At 64.4% G+C, this 20,668-nt stretch carries 16 protein-coding genes; 7 read left to right on the top strand and 9 right to left on the bottom strand.

Annotated features, from left to right (window positions below; translation table 11 throughout):
- Positions 1–47: 47 nt before the first annotated feature.
- Positions 48–1,379 (bottom strand): ABC transporter substrate-binding protein, encoded by a 1,332-nt coding sequence (locus tag NKI18_RS01710; protein ID WP_352454682.1) that lies wholly within the window; start codon positions 1,377–1,379, stop codon positions 48–50.
- 212 nt (positions 1,380–1,591) lie between these two features.
- The gene (locus tag NKI18_RS01705; protein ID WP_352591132.1) at positions 1,592–2,281 is read right to left on the bottom strand and encodes a PIG-L deacetylase family protein; all 690 of its coding nucleotides are present in this window, start codon (positions 2,279–2,281) and stop codon (positions 1,592–1,594) included.
- A gap of 27 nt (positions 2,282–2,308) precedes the next feature.
- On the opposite strand from NKI18_RS01705, the gene NKI18_RS01700 reads away from it, so the two are divergent.
- The 5 genes from NKI18_RS01700 to nhaA all read left to right on the top strand — a co-directional run bounded on the left by NKI18_RS01700 (position 2,309) and on the right by nhaA (position 9,220).
- Complete coding sequence (locus tag NKI18_RS01700; protein ID WP_352591135.1) at positions 2,309–3,199, top strand: DMT family transporter; 891 nt, start codon at positions 2,309–2,311, stop codon at positions 3,197–3,199.
- A 75-nt stretch (positions 3,200–3,274) separates the two neighbouring features.
- Positions 3,275–5,893, top strand: a complete 2,619-nt coding sequence (gene hrpB / locus NKI18_RS01695; protein WP_352614445.1) for an ATP-dependent helicase HrpB — start codon at positions 3,275–3,277, stop codon at positions 5,891–5,893.
- A gap of 89 nt (positions 5,894–5,982) precedes the next feature.
- Positions 5,983–7,308, top strand: coding sequence for an ActS/PrrB/RegB family redox-sensitive histidine kinase (locus NKI18_RS01690; RefSeq protein WP_352448476.1), 1,326 nt, complete (start codon positions 5,983–5,985; stop codon positions 7,306–7,308).
- Between the two features lie 63 nt (positions 7,309–7,371).
- On the top strand, positions 7,372–7,935 hold the full coding sequence (locus NKI18_RS01685; RefSeq protein ID WP_023676342.1) for an ActR/PrrA/RegA family redox response regulator transcription factor: 564 nt from the start codon (positions 7,372–7,374) through the stop codon (positions 7,933–7,935).
- 91 nt (positions 7,936–8,026) lie between these two features.
- Positions 8,027–9,220 carry a Na+/H+ antiporter NhaA gene (nhaA, locus tag NKI18_RS01680; RefSeq protein WP_352614447.1) on the top strand — a complete coding sequence of 398 codons (1,194 nt, stop codon included), beginning with the start codon at positions 8,027–8,029 and terminating at the stop codon, positions 9,218–9,220.
- Positions 9,221–9,237: 17 nt separating this feature from the next.
- On the opposite strand, the gene NKI18_RS01675 is transcribed toward nhaA, so the two are convergent.
- The 7 genes from NKI18_RS01675 to NKI18_RS01645 all read right to left on the bottom strand — a co-directional run bounded on the left by NKI18_RS01675 (position 9,238) and on the right by NKI18_RS01645 (position 16,886).
- Positions 9,238–10,665, bottom strand: coding sequence for a gamma-aminobutyraldehyde dehydrogenase (locus NKI18_RS01675; protein ID WP_352614448.1), 1,428 nt, complete (start codon positions 10,663–10,665; stop codon positions 9,238–9,240).
- A 25-nt stretch (positions 10,666–10,690) separates the two neighbouring features.
- Positions 10,691–11,506, bottom strand: a complete 816-nt coding sequence (locus NKI18_RS01670) for an ABC transporter permease (RefSeq protein ID WP_352479858.1) — start codon at positions 11,504–11,506, stop codon at positions 10,691–10,693.
- Complete coding sequence (locus NKI18_RS01665; protein ID WP_352454675.1) at positions 11,496–12,446, bottom strand: ABC transporter permease; 951 nt, start codon at positions 12,444–12,446, stop codon at positions 11,496–11,498. The genes NKI18_RS01670 and NKI18_RS01665 overlap by 11 nt, the downstream gene beginning before the upstream one ends.
- A gap of 14 nt (positions 12,447–12,460) precedes the next feature.
- Positions 12,461–13,456, bottom strand: a complete 996-nt coding sequence (locus NKI18_RS01660; protein WP_352614450.1) for an ABC transporter ATP-binding protein — start codon at positions 13,454–13,456, stop codon at positions 12,461–12,463.
- Positions 13,457–13,645: 189 nt separating this feature from the next.
- Entirely contained in the window at positions 13,646–14,800 is a 1,155-nt protein-coding gene (locus NKI18_RS01655) for an ABC transporter substrate-binding protein (protein WP_352614451.1), read from the bottom strand.
- 304 nt (positions 14,801–15,104) lie between these two features.
- Positions 15,105–16,031: a LysR family transcriptional regulator gene (locus NKI18_RS01650; protein WP_352614453.1), complete on the bottom strand. Its 927-nt coding sequence runs from the start codon at positions 16,029–16,031 to the stop codon at positions 15,105–15,107.
- A 78-nt stretch (positions 16,032–16,109) separates the two neighbouring features.
- Positions 16,110–16,886 carry a DeoR/GlpR family DNA-binding transcription regulator gene (locus NKI18_RS01645; RefSeq protein WP_352448483.1) on the bottom strand — a complete coding sequence of 259 codons (777 nt, stop codon included), beginning with the start codon at positions 16,884–16,886 and terminating at the stop codon, positions 16,110–16,112.
- Positions 16,887–17,321: 435 nt separating this feature from the next.
- On the opposite strand from NKI18_RS01645, the gene NKI18_RS01640 reads away from it, so the two are divergent.
- Positions 17,322–18,206: a phosphotransferase gene (locus tag NKI18_RS01640; protein ID WP_352614760.1), complete on the top strand. Its 885-nt coding sequence runs from the start codon at positions 17,322–17,324 to the stop codon at positions 18,204–18,206.
- On the top strand, positions 18,203–20,656 hold the full coding sequence (locus NKI18_RS01635; protein ID WP_352614454.1) for a GcvT family protein: 2,454 nt from the start codon (positions 18,203–18,205) through the stop codon (positions 20,654–20,656). The genes NKI18_RS01640 and NKI18_RS01635 overlap by 4 nt, the downstream gene beginning before the upstream one ends.
- The last annotated feature ends 12 nt before the right edge of the window (positions 20,657–20,668 follow it).

The raw sequence follows: 20,668 nt of genomic DNA, 5'->3' as shown, positions 1-20,668 counted from the left end.
TGCCAAGTGGCACGGGACGGTTCGGTCATGGGCTCGGGAGGAGCCGTTTACATCTTGCCATCGTCCTGGAAGACCTCGGTCCAGTCCTTGACGAGGCCGTCGAGCGCATCCTTGGCCGAGCCTTGCCCGGCAACGACATAGTCGTGGAAGCGCTTCTGCGATGCCTGCAACAGCGGGGCATAGCTCGGCTCGGCCCAGAAGTCCTTCACGATGGCCATCGAGTCGAGGAAGGTCTGCGCGTAGGGCTGGCTGGCCGGGAAGGCCGGGTCCTTGACGACCGCGTTGAGGCAGGAATAGCCGCCGAGCGACCACCATTTGGACTGCACGTCCTTGTTGGCGAACCATTTGATGTATTTGAGCGCGGCTTCCTGCTTGTCGGAATAGGAGACCACCGAGATGCCCTGGCCGCCGAGCTGGGCGAACTGGTCCCCGTCCGGACCTTTGGGATTGACGAAATAGCCGATCTTGTCGCCGCCGACATTCTCGTCCTTCTGCAGGCCTGGCCAGGTGAAGGCGAAGTTCATGTGCATCGCCACCTGGCCGGATTTGAACGCATCGACGCCTTCGCCCATGTAGCTGTTCGAGGCGCCGGGAGGGGTGCAGCAATCGTAGAGGGCTTTGTAGAACTCCAGGCCCTTCACCGATTTATCGGAGTTGACGAAGCCTTCCATCTCGTAGGGCTTTTTCGGGTTTTCGTACTGGAAGCCGAAGCTGTAGAGCACGTCCATGGCGCCCATGGTGATGCCTTCCGAGCCGCGCTCGGTGTAGATCGACGCGCCATAGACGGTCTTGCCGTCGATGTCGCGCTTCTGGAAGAATTCGGCGATCTGCTTCAATTGGTCGAAGGTCGTCGGCGGGCCGAGATCCCAGCCGTACTTTTCCTTGAATTCCTTCTGCAGCTCCGGCTTGGAGAACCAGTCCTTGCGGTAAGTCCAACCGACGACGTCACCCATGGCCGGCAGCGCCCAGTAATTCGGCGAGTTCTTCGGCCATTCCGAATAGCCGACGACGGTCGCCGGCACGAAATCGTCCATGCTGATCTTCTCCTTGTCGAAGAAGTCGTTCAGCTTGACGTAATGGCCGTTCTCGGCGGCACCGCCGATCCACTGGCTGTCGCCGATGATGAGGTCGCACAGCTTGCCGTGCGAATTCAGCTCGTTGAGAAAGCGATCGGCATAGTTGGTCCACGGCACGAATTCGAATTTCATGCCGATGCCGGTTTCCTTGGTGAAGTCCTTGGACAATTCCACAAGCGCGTTGGCCGGGTCCCAGGCTGCCCAGCAAAGCGTCAGATCTTCTGCCTGCGCGACATTCGAAACGGCTGTCGACGCAAAGAGTGTCGATGCCAGTCCCAACGCCAATTTCAAGGTCGATTTCATGCCTTCCTCCCATTTGCGAAACGCGTCCGGATGACGGTTTCAAGAGCCCGCTAAACCCCTCCTCGGGGGCCCAAACACAACGACGCGGCGGCGCACCGGATGTTTAGTAATTTGTTTAGTGATGCAATTTTTACTAAACAAGGCAAGCGAATTCGTTGCTGCATCGCAGCATGCTGGATAGGAAAGCAACGTGAGAAGTTGCGGCGACCTGGCTAGGTCACCGTCTTGTTGCTGACGGCCACCGGACGGATCACTGGGGCCGGCGGCAGCAGCGCGCGGATATCGGCGAAGGGGAAGACTGGCTCGAAGCGGAAGGCCTCGGCGAACGATCCGGCTGGGCCGTTGCACTGGCCGGCGCGAAAGGCGTTCTGCGTGCGCGCCGCGTCGACGAAACGCTCGGGATCCTGCGACTGGTGCGCCCGGATCGCCTCCGCCTTGAGATCGAAATGCCTGGAGGTATCGACGTAGTGCGTTGGCGAAAACCCGGTGCCGCCGAACGTGTCGGCATGTAGCACCGGCACCGAGAATGACGCTGCGATGCGCACGCCATCCGACAGCGCGCGGTGGTCGCCATGATAGTCGTTCGGCGCATGCGTTATCACCAGATCCGGCCCTATCTCGCCGATCAGTGCTTTGAGCGCCCCGATCAGCGCGGCATCCGCGACCAGCCCGCCATCGGGAAAGTCGAGGAAGCGCGGCGTCACGCCAAGCAGGCCGGCCGCCGCCGTCGCCTCCTTGCGGCGCGTGCGGGCAAGTGCGGCCGGATCGCCATAGCCGCCCCTGGTGCCATCCGTGGCTATGGCAAAAAAGAGTTCTGCGCCTTGCGCGGCATAGGCCGCCATCGTACCGAACATGAAGATCTCGATGTCGTCCGAATGCGCGCCAAGCGCCAATATCTTCACTCTCATCTCTCCCGGAAATGGAAAAACGTGCCCAACGGAATTCTGCTCGCGCTCATCGCCTATGCAAGCTATTCGTGCAGCGACGCTGTTGTCAAAAGCCTGGGCGGGCAGTTCAACGTCTTCGAGATCGGCTTCTTCTCGACGTTGTTTGCCGGCTGCTTTCTGCTCTTTACCAGGCCGGCAGGCGAGCGCTGGCTCGATTTCTGGCGCACCAACCGGCCCTGGGCGGTACAGGCCCGGGCCTGGGCCGGCATCGCCTCGGGCGTGCTCAGCGTCTATGCCTTCACCACCATCCCGCTGGCGGAAGTCTATGCGCTCATCTTTCTGGCGCCGCTGTTCGTCACTATCCTGGCCACGCTGGTCCTCAAGGAAAAGGTCGGCCCATGGCGGTGGCTGGCGGTCGTCGCCGGCTTTGCCGGAGTCATGCTGGTCGTCAGGCCTGGTTTTCGCGAGTTGCAGCTTGGCCATCTGGCGGCGTTCATCATCGCCTTCCTGGCCGCCACCAATGTCATCCTGATGCGTTCGCTCGCCGCGCAGGAAAAGCGCACAACGATGCTCGGCGTGCTGATCGGCTACGGCCTGCTCTTCAACGGCGTCGGTGCGGCGGCTACCTCGTTCTCGCTGCCGGATGGCAGGCAATGGGCCTGGCTGGTGCTGGCCGGCGCCTTTACCGCCGGCGGCCAGCTGCTGCATCTGCTGGCGGTCAAATACGCGCCGGCCAACCGCATCGCGCCGACGCATTACTCGCAGATCGTCTGGGCGGTGGTTCTAGGTGCGCTGTTCTTCAGGGAATATCCGGATTTTCTGTCGCTGGTCGGCTTGGCCGTGGTCGGCGGTTCCGGCCTGCTAACGATGGTGCGCGAGGAGGTGCGGCTCGGCACGGTGCGCTGGAACCCGTTTTTGCGGACCAGGCTTTGAGTCGGCGCCGAGGTTGCGCCGCGACCGCCACCGCTGATATGCGGTCGCTGCCAACTGGCTGCACAGCATAGCACAATGACGACAAAACCCTTGCCGGACCTGCCGGTCTCCGTTGTCTTGCCGGCGCTCAATGAAACGCTGAGCCATGGTAACAGCGCCGTGCTGGTGGCGCCGCCCGGTGCCGGCAAGACGACGCTGGTTCCACTGGCGCTGCTCGACGCTGAATGGCTCGGCGCCGGAAAGATCATCCTGCTCGAGCCGCGCCGCCTCGCCGCCCGCGCTGCCGCCCGCCGCATGGCCGAATTGCTCGGCCAAGAGCCCGGGGAAACCGTCGGCTATGCCATGCGCATGGAAAACCGCAGTTCCGCAAAGACCAGGGTTCTCGTCGTCACCGAAGGCGTGCTGTCCCGCATGATCCTCGACGACCCGGAACTGCCTGGTGTCGCGGCGGTGCTATTCGACGAGTTCCACGAACGCTCGCTCGACGGCGATTTCGGGTTGGCGCTGGCGCTCGACGTGCAGGGTGCGCTGAGGCCCGAACTCAGATTGCTGGTGATGTCGGCAACGCTCGACGGCGCGCGTGTCGCAAAATTGCTGTCCGGCGCGCCGGTGATCGAGAGCGCAGGCCGCGCCTTCCCGGTCGACATCCGCTATGACGAGCGGCCGGCCGGCGTCACCATCGAGGACGCCATGGCCAAGGCGATTCGCTCGGCGCTTGCCGGGGAGGAGGGCAGCGTGCTCGCTTTCCTGCCCGGCCAGCGCGAGATCGAGCGCACCGCCGAGCGGCTGGCGGGCAAGGTCGGCGCCGATACCGACATCGTGCCGCTCTATGGTATGCTCGACAACAGGGCGCAGGACGCGGCGATCAAGCCGGCGCCGCTCGGCCGCCGCAAGGTCGTGCTGGCGACGTCGATCGCCGAAACCTCCATCACCATCGACGGCGTGCGCGTCGTCATCGATTCCGGCCTGTCGCGGCTGCCGCGCTATGAGCCGGCGAGCGGCCTGACGCGGCTGGAGACGGTACGTGCTTCCCGCGCTTCTGCCGACCAGCGCGCCGGCCGTGCCGGGCGCACGCAGCCGGGCGTCGCCATCCGGTTGTGGCGGGCCGAGCAGACAGCGGCCCTGCCGGCCTTCACGCCGCCGGAAATCCTCGAGGCCGATCTTTCCGGCCTGTTGCTCGATAGCGCGGCGTTCGGCGTCGCCGATCCGACCAGCCTGTCCTTCCTCGACCCCCCGCCGGCTCCGGCGCTCACCGAGGCGAGGGTACTGCTACGTGCGCTCGATGCTGTCGATGCGGCAGGACGCCTGACGGATGCCGGTGCCGCGATGCGCAGGCTGGCGCTACCGGTGCGGCTCGCCCACATGGTCGCCGAGGCGGCAAGAACCGGAGAGGCGCTCGAGGCGGCGATGCTCGCCGTATTGTTGACCGAGCGTGGCCTTGGCGGCGATGGTGCCGATCTCGAACGGCGGCTGCTGCGCTTTCGCGCCGAAAGATCGCCGCGCGCCACCGCCGCCCGGCACCTGGCTGAGAGGCTGGCAAAGCAGGCTTCACCCTCCCCCTCGAGGGGAGGGTCGGCGAGCGAGCCGAGCGCAGCGAGACGAGGGAGACGGGGCGGGGTCGTCGATGGCGTGCCCGAACCGACCCCACCCCGATCCGCTACGCGGATCGACGCGCCGGGGCGAGCCACGGGTCTCGCCCGTCCTTCCGACCCCCTCAAGGGGGAGGGCAGCACAGCCGGCGCTCTCCTCATCCATGCCTGGCCGGATCGGGTCGCCAAAGCGCGCGGCGAGCGTGGCCGCTTCGTGCTTGCCAACGGCTCGGGCGCCATGCTCGACGCCTCCGATCCGCTGGCCGGCGAGACCTGGCTCGTCGTCGCCGACCTGCAGGGCAAGGCGCAGAACGCCCGCATCACCGCAGCGGCAGCCATCGATGAGGCCGACATCCGCACTGCGCTGGCGGAAAAGATCGAGACCCGCCGCGAGGTGAGCTTCGACCGCGACAGGCGCGCGGTGCGGGTGCGCGAAACGGTTCGCCTCGGCGCCATCACGCTGTCCGAACGCATGCTGCCGGCGCCGACCGGTGCCGACGCGGATCGCGCCATCCTCGACGCCTTGCGCGAACACGGCCTGTCCCTGTTGCCGTGGAACAGGGAGGCGGAGACGTTGCGGCAGCGGCTCGGCTGGCTGCATCGCGGCCTCGGCGCGCCATGGCCCGATGTCTCCGATGCCGCGCTCGTCGAGCGCCTCGACGACTGGCTGCTCCCGTTCCTTTCCGGCGCGGCATCCTTTGCGGCAATCGATCCCAGCGTGCTTTGGCAAGGCCTGATGACGCTGGTGCCGCACGAATTGCAGCGCAAGATCGACACATTGGCGCCGACCCATTTCGACGCGCCGTCGGGCAGCCGGCTGCCGATCCGCTATGACGGCGAATGGCCGGTGCTGGCGATCCGCGTGCAGGAACTGTTCGGCTTCGACCGGCATCCGGCGATCGCCAACGGCACTGTGCCGCTGACGCTCGAATTGCTGTCGCCGGCTCACCGGCCGATCCAGACGACGCGCGACCTGCCCGGCTTCTGGCGCGGCTCCTGGGCCGATGTGCGGGCAGAGATGCGCGGCCGATATCCCAGGCATGTCTGGCCGGAGAACCCGCTTCTCGCCGCCGCCACCAGCCGCGCCAAGCCGCGCGGTACCTGATGCTTCCAGACTGTCATCCCGAACCGAGGGCCGGCTTCGGCGGTTTTCGGAAAAGACCTCCGGCTGTTTCCCCTCTATAATCACTGGCCATGATAAACATCCTGCACGCACCCGACTTCCAGCAAAGCCAGCGGCTGCGCCTCAACACGCTGATCAGGTTGCGCTGGCTTGCCATCGTCGGCCAGAGCCTGACCGTGCTTGTCGTCGCTTACGGGCTGAAATTTCCGCTGCCGGTCAGCATGTGTTTTGCGCTGATCGCCTGTTCGGCCTGGATGAACCTTTTGCTGACCTTCCGCTATCCGGCGGCGCATCGGCTTACCCCGTTCTCGGCCTTCGCCATCCTGACCTTCGACAGCCTGCAGCTTGCCGGCCTGCTCTACATGACCGGCGGACTCACCAATCCGTTTTCGCTGCTGATGACCGTGCCCGTCGTCGTCTCGGCGACGTCGCTGCCGCTGCGGCTGACCGCCATGCTCGGCGCGCTGGTGATCGTGGCGGCGACGCTGCTGGTCTTTTACCACCTGCCGCTGCCATGGCATGAGGGCGCGCCATTGGCGATGCCGTTCATCTATGTCGCAGGCATGTGGATGGCGGTGTTCTGCTCCATCGCCTTTACCGCGATCTATGCCTTCCGGGTGGCCGAGGAGGCGCGGCTGCTTGCCAACGCGCTTGCCGCCACGGAATTGGTGTTGCAGCGAGAGCAGCATCTCTCTGCCCTCGACGGCCTCGCCGCGGCCGCCGCGCACGAGCTCGGCACACCGCTCGCCACCATCACACTTGTCGCCAAGGAAATGGAGAAGGCGCTTGGCGAAGATCCGAAATACGGCGAGGACGTGAAGCTGCTGCGTTCGCAGAGCGAGCGCTGCCGCGAAATCCTGAAGCGCCTGACCAGCTTGTCCTCCGAGAGCGAGGTGCACCTCTCGCGCCTGCCGCTGACCTCGCTGGTTGAGGAGGTGACGGCGCCGCACCGCGATTTCGGCATTTCGATCAAGCTTCGGCCGGGCGAGCGCATCGGCCCGGAACCGGTGGGCCGGCGCAATCCCGGCGTCATTTACGGCCTCGGCAATCTGGTCGAGAACGCGGTCGACTTCGCCCGCAACAGCGTGACAGTGCGCTGGAACTGGAATGAAGCCGCCGTCAGCTTCTCGATCATCGACGACGGGCCGGGCTTTCCACCGGAGATCATCGACCGTATCGGCGAACCCTATATGTCGACACGACAAGGCACCGAAGCCGGCGGCGGCCTCGGCCTCGGCCTATTCATCGCCAAGACCTTGCTCGAACGCTCCGGCGCGACGCTCGATTTCCGCAATTCAAGCGAGCCCGGCGAGGGCGCTATCGTGCAGATATCGTGGCCGCGCAGCGTCTTCCTCAATCCCGAGCAGGCTTCGGCCACCATGTTCGACACGGCCTAAATTGGACAATAGCGTTGCGAAACTATATTTGCGTAAAAATCAGGCAGCAGGATTTTCAGCACGATGAGTACTGACGAAACGATTGGCGCAATGGTCGAAGGCGAGGATACCTCGCTGCTGATCGTAGACGACGACAAGCCGTTCCTGACGCGGCTTGCCCGCGCCATGGAAACCAGGGGTTTCGTGGTCGAGACGGCGGAGAGCGTCGAGGAGGCGGTTGCCAAAGCGCGCGCCAATCCGCCGGCCTATGCGGTGGTCGACATGCGGCTGGCCGACGGCAACGGCCTCGACGTCGTCGCCGCGATTCGCGAGAAGCGCGACGATGCCCGCGCCATCATCCTCACCGGCTACGGCAACATCGCCACTGCGGTGACGGCGGTAAAACTCGGCGCCATCGACTATCTGTCGAAGCCGGCCGATGCCGACGATATTTTTGCCGCCCTGACCCGCACCGCGGGCGAACGCGCAGCGCCGCCAGAAAATCCAATGTCGGCCGATCGCGTGCGCTGGGAACACATCCAGCGCGTCTACGAAATGTGCGACCGCAACGTCTCGGAAACCGCACGCCGCCTGAACATGCATCGCCGCACGCTGCAACGCATCCTCGCCAAGCGCGCGCCGCGCTAAAGGGCTCTCATTACAGGCTTGCCCGGCCAGCGCTGTTTGCGCATCATCGCTTGGCGGTGTCGGACCTTGCCGCTGATACGACGGAGGCGAGATGCAGGACGAAAAGCGGCTGGTCTCCATGCTGCGCGAATTCCTCGACAGCGAGGCGGCCGGCGGCCTCATCCTGATGGCTGCGGCGGCCTTGGCCCTGATCGTCGCCAATTCGCCGCTGGGCGAGGCTTATTTCTCCGCCCTCCATGCCTATCTCGGACCGCTCAGCGTCTCGCACTGGATCAATGACGGCCTGATGGCGGTGTTCTTCCTGCTGGTCGGCCTCGAGATCAAGCGCGAAATGCTTGACGGCCAGCTGTCGACCTGGCCGCGCCGCGTGCTGCCCGGCATCGCCGCCGCCGGCGGCATGGCAGCGCCGGCACTGGTCTACGTCGCCATCAACCACAACAATCCAGCCGCTCTGTCCGGCTGGGCGATCCCAACCGCCACCGATATCGCCTTTGCGCTCGGCGTGCTGTCGCTGCTCGGCAGGCGCGTCCCGGGCTCGCTGAAGATATTCCTCACCGCGCTCGCCATCATCGACGATCTCGGCGCGGTGCTCATCATCGCGGTGTTCTATACCAGCGGCCTCTCGCTCGCCTATCTCGGCGCCGCCTTCGCCGTGATCGCGCTGCTGGTGGTGCTCAACCGCATGCGGGTGCTGACGCTGCTGCCGTACATCTTGCTCGGCATCGTTCTGTGGGTTTTGGTGCTCAAATCGGGCGTCCATGCGACGCTCGCCGGCGTCGCGCTGGCCCTCACCATACCGCTGAAGATATCGCCGGGCAGCGGCCATGATCTCGACCATTCGCCGCTGCACCGGCTCGAACACGGCCTGCACAAAGTCGTCGCCTTTTTCGTCATCCCGATTTTCGGCTTTGCCAACGCCGGCGTCTCGCTCGCCGGTCTCAGCGCTGCCGCCCTGGCCGAGCCGCTGACGCTCGGCGTCGCCGCCGGGCTCGTCGCCGGCAAGCTGGTCGGCGTGTTCGGGTCTTCCGCGCTTGCCATCCGGCTTGGCTTCGCCGATCTGCCGGTCAATGCCGGCTGGCTGCACATGGTCGGCATTTCGCTGCTCTGCGGCATCGGCTTCACCATGAGCCTGTTCATCGGCCTGCTCGCCTTCGCCAGCGACGCCGCCCTGCAGGACGCGGTCAAGGTCGGCATCCTCGCCGGCTCCTTCATTGCCGCGCTCCTCGGCGCCGCTGTGCTGCTGGTGGCGCCGGCCGCAGGCGAGGCGGAGGAGGCGGAAGAATAGGCGTCTCCTCGCGGGCGCTACCCGTGAGCGACCATGACGTGGCGGACGGCGGTATAGTCCTCCAGCGCGTAGAGCGACATGTCCTTGCCGTAGCCGGATTGTTTCAACCCGCCATGCGGCATCTCGTTGGTCAGCATGAAATGGGTATTGATCCAGGTGCAGCCATATTGCAGCCGGGCCGCCGTCGCCATGGCGCGCGAAACATCCTTGGTCCACACCGACGACGCCAGGCCATAGTCAGAGTCATTGGCCCAGTCCACCGCTTCGTCGACTTCGGAAAAGCGGGTGACCGAGACCACCGGACCGAACACTTCGCGGCGCACGATCTCGTCCTCCTGCAGCGCGCCGGCGACGACGGTCGGCTGGTAGAAGAAGCCGGAGCCCTCGCCCGGCTTGCCGCCCGTGGTGATCTCGATGTGCTTGAGCTCAGAGGCGCGCTCGACGAAGCTCGAGACGCGGTCGCGCTGGCGACGCGAGATCAGCGGGCCGATCTCGTTTTCGGTATCGTCAGGACGATCATACTTGATGGTCGAGACGGCAGCGGAGAGGTCGGCGACGAGCTTGTCGTAGATCTTCTTGCCGGCGTAGATGCGGCAGGCGGCGGTGCAGTCCTGGCCGGCATTGTAATAGCCGAAGGCGCGCAGGCCGTTGACCACCGCGCCGAGATCGGCGTCGTCGAAGACGATGACCGGCGCCTTGCCGCCGAGCTCGAGATGCGTGCGCTTGACCGATTTGGCGGCAGCCTGCAGCACCTTCTTGCCGGTGGCGACGTCGCCGGTGATCGAGATCATGTTGACCTTCGGGTGGTTGATCAGCGTGTTGCCGACGCTGTCGCCGCGACCGAGCACGACGTTGACGACGCCTTCCGGCAGGATCTCGGCAAGGATTTTCGCCAGCTTCAGCGCGGTCAGCGGCGTCTGTTCCGACGGCTTGAAGACGACGGTGTTGCCGCCGGCAATCGCCGGCGCCAGCTTCCAGGCCATCATCATCAGCGGATAGTTCCACGGCGCGATCGACGCGACAACGCCGATGGCGTCGCGGCGGACCATCGAGGTGTGGCCGGGAATGTATTCGCCGGCGACCTGGCCGGGCATCGAGCGGACCGCGCCGGCAAAGAAGCGGTAGCAGTCGACGATCGCCGGGATCTCGTCATTGAGCACGGCATTGATCGGCTTGCCACAGTTCAGCGCCTCGAGCGCCGCGAAATTCTGTGCAGCAGCCTCGATGCGATCGGCGATCTTCAGGAGATAGCCGGCGCGCTGCGCCGGTGTTGTGCGGGACCAGGTGACGAAGGCTTTTTCGGCGGCAAGTACGGCCGCCTCGATCTGCGCTGGGCTGGCCTCAGGCAGATTGAGGATGGTCGCCCCGGTCTTCGGGTTGAGGATCGGCTCCTCGGTCTCGGTGCCTTTTTCGAATTTCGAGCCGATCAGCATCTGCGTGTCCATGGAAGTCTCTCCCTTATGAACGAGATCATTTGCCCGAACCGGCGATCTGGTCGCCGTCGCGGGTCAGGTAATAGGCAGCGAGGATGGGAAGCAGCGTCACCAGCACTACCACCATCGCCACGACATTGGTGACCGGACGCTGGCGCGGACGGATCAATTCTTCGAGCATCCAGATCGGCACCGTCTGCTGCTGACCGGCGGTGAAAGTGGTGACGATGACCTCGTCGAAGGACAGCGCAAAGGCAAGCATGCCGCCGGCCAGCAGCGCGGTTGCGATGTTGGGCAGCACGACATGCCGAAAGGTCTGGAAACCATCGGCGCCGAGATCCATCGACGCCTCGATCATCGAGCCGGACGTGCGGCGGAAACGGGCGACCGCATTGTTGTAGACGACGACCACGCAGAAAGTGGCGTGGCCGAGCACGATCGTCCAGAACGAGAACGGGATTTCGGCCAGCGCGAAGGCCGAGCGCAGCGCGATGCCGGTGATGATGCCGGGCAGCGCGATCGGCAGGATGACCAGCAGCGAGATGGTTTCGCGGCCGAAGAATTTTGTGCGGGACACGGCGGCGGCGCACAGCGTGCCGAGGACCAGCGCGATGGCAGTCGAGATCGCCGCGACCCGCACAGACAATGACAGCGCCTGCCAGACGTCGGGGCGGTTCCAGGTGACGGCGAACCATTGCGTGGTCAGGCCCGGCGGCGGCCAGACGAAGCTCTTCTCCTCGGTGGTGAAGGCATAGACGAAGATCAGCAGGATCGGCAGGTGCAGAAAGAGCAGGCCGCCGGTGGCAGCGAGCTTCAGGCCGATCGGCGCGGATGGGCCACGGTCAGAGCGCATCGAAAGCCCCCATGCGCTTGGCGCCCCAGAGGTAGAAGCCCATGATGACGATGGGCACCACGGTAAAGGCGGCGGCGAGCGGGATGTTGCCGGCGGTGCCTTGCTGCGAATAGACGGCCTGGCCGATGAACAGCCGCGAGGTGCCGATGATCTGAGGAATGATGTAGTCGCCGAGCGTCAGCGAGAAGGTGAAGATCGAGCCGGCAACGATGCCGGGCAGCGCCAGCGGGAACAGCACGTTGCCGAAGGTCTGGCCGGGCGAGGCGCCGAGATCGGACGAAGCCTCGACCAAATTGCCCGGCACGCGCTCGAGTGCGGCCTGCACCGGCAGGATCATGAATGGCAGCCAGACATAGACGAAGACGATGAAGGTGCCGGTTGAGGAGACCGACAATGAGTTGCCGCCGACGATCGGCAGCGATAGCCAGGCATCAAGCAGCCAGAGAAGATGCAATTTGGCCAGCAGCCATGTCAGGATGCCTTCCTTGGCCAGGATCAGCTTCCAGGCATAGATCTTGACCAGGTAGCTCGACCACAGCGGCAGCATGACGCCGAGATAAAACAGCGCCTTCCAACGGCCGCGCGCATAGCGCGCCGCGTAATAGGCGATGGGAAAGGCGATGACCGCCGCAGCCAGCGTCACCAGCGCCGCCATCGTTACCGTGCGCAGGATGATGTCGAGATTGGCGGCCTGCAGCAGGTCGCCATAAGTCTTCAGCGTGAACTCGCGGTTGATGAGGCCGGAGAACTCATCGATCGAAAAGAAGCTCTGCAAAAGCAGCGCAAACAGCGAGCCGATATAGACGATGCCGAGCCAAAGAACCGGGGGTAGCAGCATCAGGAGCAGCAAGAATTGCGGCCGGCGCCAGAAGAGATCGGAGAGCCCGCCGCGTACGCCGCCACTACCCGGCAGGATGGCGGGGGCCGTGGCCCGCGGCATGGCAGCGTCCAGGCTCATCCTAGCTCGTCCATCAGATGCAAATGCTCGCGGTTGAAGGTGAGCACCACCGCCTCGCCTTCGCGGGGCAAGGCAGCACCCGCCGGCACGATGGCATGCAGCCGCAAGCCCTCTGCATCGAGCGCCAGTCTTGTCGTGGCGCCGAGATAGTTGGTCGAGACCAGGCGGGCGGCAACCCCTTCGCCGTTGGCCCGGCCAATACGGATGGATTCGGGCCGCAGGCTGCCCCAGCGATAATGGCCGGCATAGCGCTGGACGAAATCCGGCGGCAGCACGTTGGACGAGCCGACGAAATCGGCGACGAAGCGGGTCTTGGGGCGCTGGTAGATGTCTTCCGGCGTGCCGATCTGCATGATCTTGCCGTCATTGAAGACGGCCACGCGGTCGGCCATCGACAGCGCTTCGCCCTGGTCGTGGGTGACGAACACGAAGGTGATGCCGAGCGCCTTCTGCAGCGATTTCAACTCCTCCTGCATGTTTTCGCGAAGCTTGAGGTCGAGGGCGCCGAGCGGCTCGTCGAGCAACAGCACCTTGGGCTGGTTGACCAGCGCACGGGCGAGCGCGACGCGCTGGCGCTGGCCGCCGGAAAGCTGGCCAGGGCGACGGGCGCCGTAGCCGGGAAGCCGCACCAGCGCCAGCGCTTCTTCCGCCGCCTTTTGCCGCTCCGGTCTGCCGACGCCCTTGACCATCAGCCCATAGGCGACGTTGTCGAGCACGTTGAGATGCGGGAACAGCGCATAATCCTGGAACACGGTGTTGACGTTGCGGCGATAGGGCGGCACGCCCTCGGCGCGTTCGCCGAAGATCGAGATCGAGCCCGCCGTCGGCTGCTCGAAACCGGCGATAAGGCGCAGGCACGTCGTCTTGCCCGAGCCGGAAGGCCCGAGCATGGCGAAGAACTCGCCCGGCACGATGTCGAGATCGACCGCGTCGACGGCACGCACGCTGCCGAAATGGCGAGACACGTTTTGGAAGGAAACGGCGGAGGTCATGGGGCTGTCCTGATCTGTCAGGCTCATCAAATTTCAGGCGGTAGCGCTGCCTCTCATCCGCCTGCCGGCACCTTCTCCTCGTATAGTGGACGGGGAGAAGGGAGGCGCTCCAACGCTGGCGACCCCCCGTTCTTCACGGGGAGAGGGTAAGGGTGAGGGGCAGCGCCGAGCTTCGTAGGTCAGGCGAACTCACCGCCCGCCGATGACGCCGATATAGTCCGACACCCAGCGGTAATAGGGCACGCACTGGTCGTTCTGGGTGGCGCATTTCGAGACCGGCGTCTTCCAGAACTTGATCTTGTCGAAATTGTCGTACCCGTTGGTCTTGCAGCCTTCTTCGCCGAGCAGTTCGTTGCCCTTGCAGGCGGCGGGCACCACCGGCAGCGAGCCGAACCAGGCGGAGACGTCGCCCTGCACTTTTGGCGACAGCGAATGCTCCATCCACATGTAGGCGCAGTTCGGGTGGGCAGCATCGGCCTCCATCATCGTGGTATCGGCCCAGCCGGTGACGCCCTCCTCGGGGATAGTTGAGGCGACCGGCTTCTTGGCCGCGATCAGCGTGTTGACCTGGTAGGGCCAAGAACCGGAGGCGACGACGCCTTCGTTCTGGAAATCGTCGACCTGGATGGCGGCGTCGTGCCAATAGCGTCCGACCAGCGTACGCTGGACCCGCAGCAGGTCGAGCGCCGCCTTGTACTGATCCTCGGTCAGTTCGTACGGATCCTTGATGCCGAGCTCCGGCTTGTGAGCCATCAGGTAATTGGCGGCGTCGGCGATGTGGATCGGCCCGTCATAGGCCTGGACGCGGCCCTTGTTCGACTTGCCGTCGGGAAGCTTCATTTCCTCGAAGACCACGTTCCAGCTCTTCGGCGCCTTCTTGAACACTTCGGTGTTGTACATCAGCACGTTCGGCCCCCACTGATAGGGAACGCCGTAATGGACTCCGCCGACGCTGAACCAGGGCGCATCCTTCAGCCGGTCGTCGACCGTCTTCCAGCTCGGGATGAGGTCGGTGTTGATCGGCTGGACGCGCTTGCCGGCGACGAGACGCAGCGAGGCATCGCCCGAGGCGGTGACCAGGTCGAAACCGCCCTCGTTCATCAGCGAGACCATCTCGTCGGAGGTGTTAGCGGTCTTGACGTTGACCTTGCAGCCGGTTTCCTTCTCGAAGGACGTGACCCAATCATAGCCCTTGTCGGTTTCGCCGCGCTCGATATAGCCCGGCCAGGCGACGATATTGACCTCTCCTTCGCCTTTGCCGAGGTCCTTGACCTGGGCGATGGCCTGGCCGGAGAAGCTCAGCGCGACCGTCAAGGCAGTGCATGATTTCAGCAATGAATTCATCGTCGATCTCCCATTTTTGCATGACCTTGAAACCAGTTTCGGGTTTCGGAAGAAGATCACGCGCCCGTTCAAAAACGTTGGATGCGCGGCTCTGAAGGGCCGTGCCCCTCGCATTGGCCCGAAAATCGGAATCGATTTTCGGAAAGCCCGATGCGAAAACTAAAAGTCTTAGAGCGTACTATGTGCGTCCAATTGGACGCACGTCGCTCTAACGGCAGCTTTGTTCCCTGACCGAAAAGTGCTGCGAAATTTCCGGTTTCGCAAATTCATTTATCAGAAAGCCGATATCGGTTTTTCCGATACATCAGCGGCCGATCTTCTCGGGCCGTTGGCGCACCATGCGCTGCGACTGGGCAAGTCCGATGAAGTCGCGAGCCGCCTGCGGCAGGCCGGAGCCGCGCCGCCAGACCATGCCGACCTGGACGACTGGTAACGACCCCGAAATATCGCGCGATTCGATGCGGTCGCCTTCCAGCGACCATGGCCGGTAGACGAGGTCGGGCAGCAGCGCCACGCCGGCGCCGGTAGCGACGAGGCTGCGCACCGCTTCGACCGAGCGGGTGCGGAAGGCGACATGCGGCTTGGCGCCGATTGCGGTCAGCAGCTTTCCGGTATTCTCCTCGATCTCGTCGACGGTCAGCATGATCAGCGATTCCGAGGCGATGTCGCCGATGCCGATGATGTCGGCACCGGCCAAGGGATGGCCGAGCGGCAGCCACAGCCGGTAGGCCGAGACTTCGAGGATTTCGGACTGCAGTGCCGTGCGGTCGCGCAGGTTCGAGGTGACCATGACGGCAATGTCGAGCTTGCCGCCAATTAACAGGTGCTCGAGATAGTCGCCATTGTCCTCGATCGCCGAGACCTCGACACCCGGATAGGCGCGGCGGTAGCGGGCAAGAAGATCGGAAAGCACATAGCCGGCGACCAGCGAGGTGACGCCAAGTTGCAGCCGCCCGCTTGCCGCGGCCTGTTCGCCGAAGAAGGCGCGGCGCGCATCGGAAACGTCGGCCAGGATCTTTCTCGCATGGCGCAGGAACTGGTGGCCTTTGTGGGTGATGTTCAAGCCGCGCGGATGGCGCTCGAACAGCTCGACGCCGAGATCGTGCTCCAGCTCCTTGATCGCCTCGGTGACCGAGGATTGCGAGATCGACAGGTTCTGGGCGGCGCCCGACACTGTGCCCTGCTCGGCGACGGCGATGAAGAACTGCAATTGGCGGATCGTGAAAGCCATGGCCGGACTAAACACGGCAGAGGCGGCGCTGGGAAGTGGGTGCTGGCGCAGATCTCCCGATAGAGCTCACGATAGAGCTCAGCCCTCGCTTCCGCCATCGGCAATGCTGAGCCGTGCGCCGGCCTGGGCAAGGGCGGCGGCGATGTCGTGCGGCGGCGGACGGTCGGTCGCGAGTTCGGAAAAGCCGCCGAAGCCGCAGACCTGAACAAGGCCCTGGCGGCCGAATTTGCTATGGTCGGTGACGACAAGCGAACGCTGGCCGCGCGACAGCACCATGCGGGCGAATTCGGCCTCTTCCAGATCATAGTCCATGACGCCGGTGACGGCATCGACCGCACCGGTCGATATCACTGCATGGCTGACGGAAAAGCGGCTGACGAATTCGATGGCCGAGACGCCGAAGGCAGCACCGGAATCGCTGCGCAGCTCGCCGCCGGCCATGTAGACCTTATTGCCGTTGACGGTGGCCAGTGTGCGGGCGATGTCGGAGGAGTTGGTGACGACCGTCAGGCGCCGGTGGCCGAGCAGTTCCCGGGCCAGGAAAGAGGTGGTGGTGCCGGTGTCGAGCATGATCGATTCGCCGTCGCGGATGGTGGCGGCGACCATGCGCGCTATTGCCCGCTTGGCATCGGCGTTCTCGCGCATGCGCCGCTCGAACGGCGCTTCGCCGGCAATCGACGGCAGGCCGACGGCGCCGTGCATCTTGAGGATGGAACCGTCGCTGGTTAGTGGCTTGACGTCGCGGCGTACTGTCTCCAGCGAGACGCCCAGCCGGTCGGCCAGGCTCGCAATGGTCACGGTGCCTTCCTCCTTGAGGAGGCGCAGGATTTCGCCATGCCGCTTCGAGTGGACCATCGGTTCCATCCGGTCGGATTGTTGCACCGCTGACCGCTTCTACGGCATAAATGCCACTAATTCCAAGGAATTTAGCAAAATTCGGGCAAAAAACCAGAAAATACCACAATTTCGCGTTGACAACGCCTCCAGCGTGGCGCGACATTATCGCTGTGACAGGCTCGGAACGGAGGACGACGGCTGAGCCGCACGAAAAATCGCTTGCCCGAACGCCCGGGAGATCGTCGGGTGCAAGGGTACCGAAATTCAGGATCCGCGGGGGCGGATGCCGGCGTCGAAGAACCCGGCACAAAGGGGCTCGTCGGTGCGGTGCGGGATACCGATCCCGAGATCTGCACCGACGAGATCTTCGCGTTGCCTCCATTCCTCCGTCCGATTGTCATCGCTGGCCAGCCGTGACATGCGTGGAAAATTGACCCAATGTTGGACGAGATCGTGACTGTCGAAGACCGCATCCGTGCGCTGCCTTGCTGGACCGGCAGCATCGACATCGCGCCGCTGCCGGGCGGGCTGAGCAATGCCAATTATCTGGTCAAGGACGCGGCCGAGCGGCACGTCGTGCGGCTCGGCCAGGACTATCCGTTCCACCATGTCTTTCGCGAGCGCGAGATGATGACGGCGCGGGCAGCGCACGCGGCAGGCTTCGCTCCGGCCGTCCACTACACTGGACCCGGCGTCATGGTGACGGAGTATCTCGGCGCCAAGGCCTATGTCGCGCAGGACGTGCGCGCCGATCTCGGCCGCGTTGCCGCGTTGCTGCGCGGTTTCCACCGGGAGATGCCCGGTCATGTCTCCGGCGCCGGCTTCATGTTCTGGGTATTCCATGTCATTCGCGACTATGCGCGCACGCTGGAGGAAGGCCGCAGCCGCAAGCTGGGCGAACTGCCGCGCCTGCTGACGCTGGCGGACGAGCTCGAGCGCGCGCAAAAGCTGCTGCCGATCGTCTTCGGCCATAATGACCTCTTGCCGGCTAACATAATCGACGACGGTCACAGGCTGTGGCTCATCGATTTCGAATATGCAGGCTTCAACACCGCGATGTTCGACCTTGCCGGCGCGGCGTCGAATGCAGGCATGAGCGACGAGGAGTCCTTCGCCTTCCTGACCGCCTATTTCATGAAGGAGCCGGACCCGGCGATACGGCGCTCGCACGCCGCCATGCAATGCGCGTCGCTGCTGCGTGAGGCGATGTGGGGCATGGTTTCCGAGCTTTACCTCGACGCACCCGGTGTCGACTACGCCGCCTACGCCGACGAAAACCTGGCGCGGCTCGAAGCCGCCCTGGAAAACTACAGGACAAAATACGGGACGCGGACATGACCTTGCCCGCCCAGGCCGGGATCGTCGTCATCGGCGGTGGCATCATCGGCTGTTCGACGGCCTATCATCTGGCGCGCGACCACAAGGCCGAAATCGTGCTGCTCGAACAGGGCAAACTGACCTCGGGTTCGACCTGGCATGCTGCCGGGCTGGTCGGCCAGCTGCGCTCGTCGGCGTCGATCACGCGCGTGCTCAAATATTCGGTCGATCTCTACAAGGGGCTGGAAGCCGAAACCGGCCTCGCCACCGGCTGGAAGATGACTGGCTGCCTGCGCCTCGCCACCAATGCCGACCGCTGGACCGAGTATAAGCGGCTGGCAACCACGGCCAAGAGCTTCGGCATGGACATGCATCTGCTGTCGCCGGCCGAGGTCAAGGAAATGTGGCCGCTGCTGGAAACCGGCGACCTCGTCGGCGCGTCCTGGCTGCCGACCGACGGTCAGGCAAGCCCTTCCGACATCACCCAGTCGCTGGCCAAGGGCGCGCGCATGCATGGCGCAAAATTGTTCGAGGAGGTGCGGGTCACCGGCTTTGAAATGACCAACGGCCGGATCGTCAAGGTTAGGACGAACAGGGGCGATATCGCCTGCGACAAGGTGGTGAACTGCGCCGGGCAATGGGCGCGGCAGGTGGGTGCGCTGGCCGGCATCAACGTGCCGCTGCAGCCGGTGAAGCACCAGTACATCATCACCGAGAGGATCGTCGGCTTGGCGACCGACGCGCCGACAATTCGCGACCCCGATCGCCGCACCTATTTCAAGGAGGAGGTCGGCGGGTTGGTGATGGGCGGCTACGAGCCGAATCCGCAGGCGTGGACGACCGGTCTGCAGGGCGGCGATGTGCCGGACGATTGGGAGTTCCGGCTGTTCGACGATGATTACGATCATTTCGAGCAGCATATGAGCCAGGCGATCGAGCGTGTCCCGGCGCTCGCCAATGCCGGCGTCAGGCAGATGATCAACGGGCCGGAGAGCTTTACGCCGGATGGCAATTTCATCCTCGGTGTGGCGCCGGAATGCGCCAATATGTTCGTCGGCGCCGGCTTCAATGCCTTTGGCATCGCGTCCGGCGGCGGCGCCGGCTGGGTGCTGGCGCAATGGGTCGTCGACGGCGAGGCGCCGCTCGATCTGTGGGTGGTCGACATCCGCCGCTTCTCCGATCTCCACCGCGACCGGCAATGGGTCCGCGACCGCACGCTGGAAGCCTATGGCAAGCACTACACGATCGGCTTCCCGCATGAGGAATATGTCAGCGGCCGGCCGCGCATCGTCTCGCCTTTGTACGAGCGGCTGCAAAAACATCGCGCCGTGTTCGGCTCGAAACTTGGCTGGGAGCGGCCGAACTGGTTCGCGCCGGAAGGCATCGAGCCGAAGGACGTCTATTCGATGGGCCGGCAGAACTGGTTCCCCGCGGTTGGCGACGAGCACCGCCACGTGCGCGAAAAGATCGGTATTTTCGACCAGTCGTCTTTCGCCAAATACGAAATGACCGGAGCCGACGCGCTGAAGGCGCTGGACTGGATCTGCGCCAACGACGTCGCCAAGCCGGTCGGCCGGCTGACCTACACGCAGCTCCTCAATACGCGCGGCGGCATCGAGGCCGATTTGACCGTGGCGAGGCTCGGTGAGGAAAAATTCTACGTGGTCACCGGCACCGGTTTCCGCACGCATGATTTCTCCTGGATTGCCGATCATATCGGCAGGGAGTTCGACGTGATGCTGACCGACGTCACGGAGGATTTCGGCACATTGTCGCTGATGGGGCCGCGCGCCCGTGACGTGCTGTCAGCGGTGACCGATGCCGACGTCTCGAATGCCGCCTTTCCATTCGGCCATGTTCGCGAGATCGCCATTGCCGGCCACGCCATCCGGGCACTGCGCGTCACCTATGTCGGCGAACTCGGCTGGGAACTGCATGTGCCGATCGCGGCGACCGGCGAGGTCTTCGATGCGCTGATGGCGGCGGGCGAAATATTCGACATTCGGCCGGTCGGCTATCGGGCGCTGGAATCGCTGCGGCTGGAAAAGGGCTACCGCGCCTGGGGCGTCGACATCACGCCCAACGACACGCCGCAGGAGGCCGGCCTCGGCTGGGCGGTGAAGCTCAGGAAGAACACCGATTTCCTCGGCCGGCGGGCGCTTGAAAAGCTCGACGGCTCGACGCTCGGGAAACGCTTTGCCGGCTTCACTGTCGATGATCCGGACGTCGTGCTGCTCGGGCGCGAGACCATCCTGCGCAACGGCGAGGCGGTCGGTTATCTCACCAGCGGCGGCTATGGCTACACCATCGGCAAGAACATCGGCTACGGCTATGTGCGCAATGCCGATGGCGTCAACGATGATTTCCTCACTTCCGGCAACTACGAGCTGGTGGTGGCAATGGAACGGACGCCGGCTAAGATACACCTCGAGCCGCTTTACGATCCGGCAGGAGCAAAGGTGAAGGCGTAGAGCCTTCCGGTT

It is taken from the genome of Mesorhizobium sp. M0800, assembly GCF_040320095.1.
Taxonomy (GTDB): domain Bacteria; phylum Pseudomonadota; class Alphaproteobacteria; order Rhizobiales; family Rhizobiaceae; genus Mesorhizobium.
This window is presented reverse-complemented; position numbering and strand designations above follow the sequence as displayed.

Coding starts and splice junctions, on each gene's coding strand:
- hrpB (WP_352614445.1), top strand. CDS start 3,275: ATGACGACAAAACCCTTGCCGGACCTGCCGGTCTCCGTTGTCTTGCCG.
- NKI18_RS01650 (WP_352614453.1), bottom strand. CDS start 16,031: ATGGCTTTCACGATCCGCCAATTGCAGTTCTTCATCGCCGTCGCCGAG.
- NKI18_RS01635 (WP_352614454.1), top strand. CDS start 18,203: ATGACCTTGCCCGCCCAGGCCGGGATCGTCGTCATCGGCGGTGGCATC.
- NKI18_RS01670 (WP_352479858.1), bottom strand. CDS start 11,506: ATGCGCTCTGACCGTGGCCCATCCGCGCCGATCGGCCTGAAGCTCGCT.
- NKI18_RS01645 (WP_352448483.1), bottom strand. CDS start 16,886: ATGGTCCACTCGAAGCGGCATGGCGAAATCCTGCGCCTCCTCAAGGAG.
- NKI18_RS01710 (WP_352454682.1), bottom strand. CDS start 1,379: ATGAAATCGACCTTGAAATTGGCGTTGGGACTGGCATCGACACTCTTT.
- NKI18_RS01675 (WP_352614448.1), bottom strand. CDS start 10,665: ATGGACACGCAGATGCTGATCGGCTCGAAATTCGAAAAAGGCACCGAG.
- NKI18_RS01655 (WP_352614451.1), bottom strand. CDS start 14,800: ATGAATTCATTGCTGAAATCATGCACTGCCTTGACGGTCGCGCTGAGC.
- NKI18_RS01665 (WP_352454675.1), bottom strand. CDS start 12,446: ATGCCGCGGGCCACGGCCCCCGCCATCCTGCCGGGTAGTGGCGGCGTA.
- NKI18_RS01685 (WP_023676342.1), top strand. CDS start 7,372: ATGAGTACTGACGAAACGATTGGCGCAATGGTCGAAGGCGAGGATACC.
- nhaA (WP_352614447.1), top strand. CDS start 8,027: ATGCAGGACGAAAAGCGGCTGGTCTCCATGCTGCGCGAATTCCTCGAC.
- NKI18_RS01690 (WP_352448476.1), top strand. CDS start 5,983: ATGATAAACATCCTGCACGCACCCGACTTCCAGCAAAGCCAGCGGCTG.
- NKI18_RS01660 (WP_352614450.1), bottom strand. CDS start 13,456: ATGACCTCCGCCGTTTCCTTCCAAAACGTGTCTCGCCATTTCGGCAGC.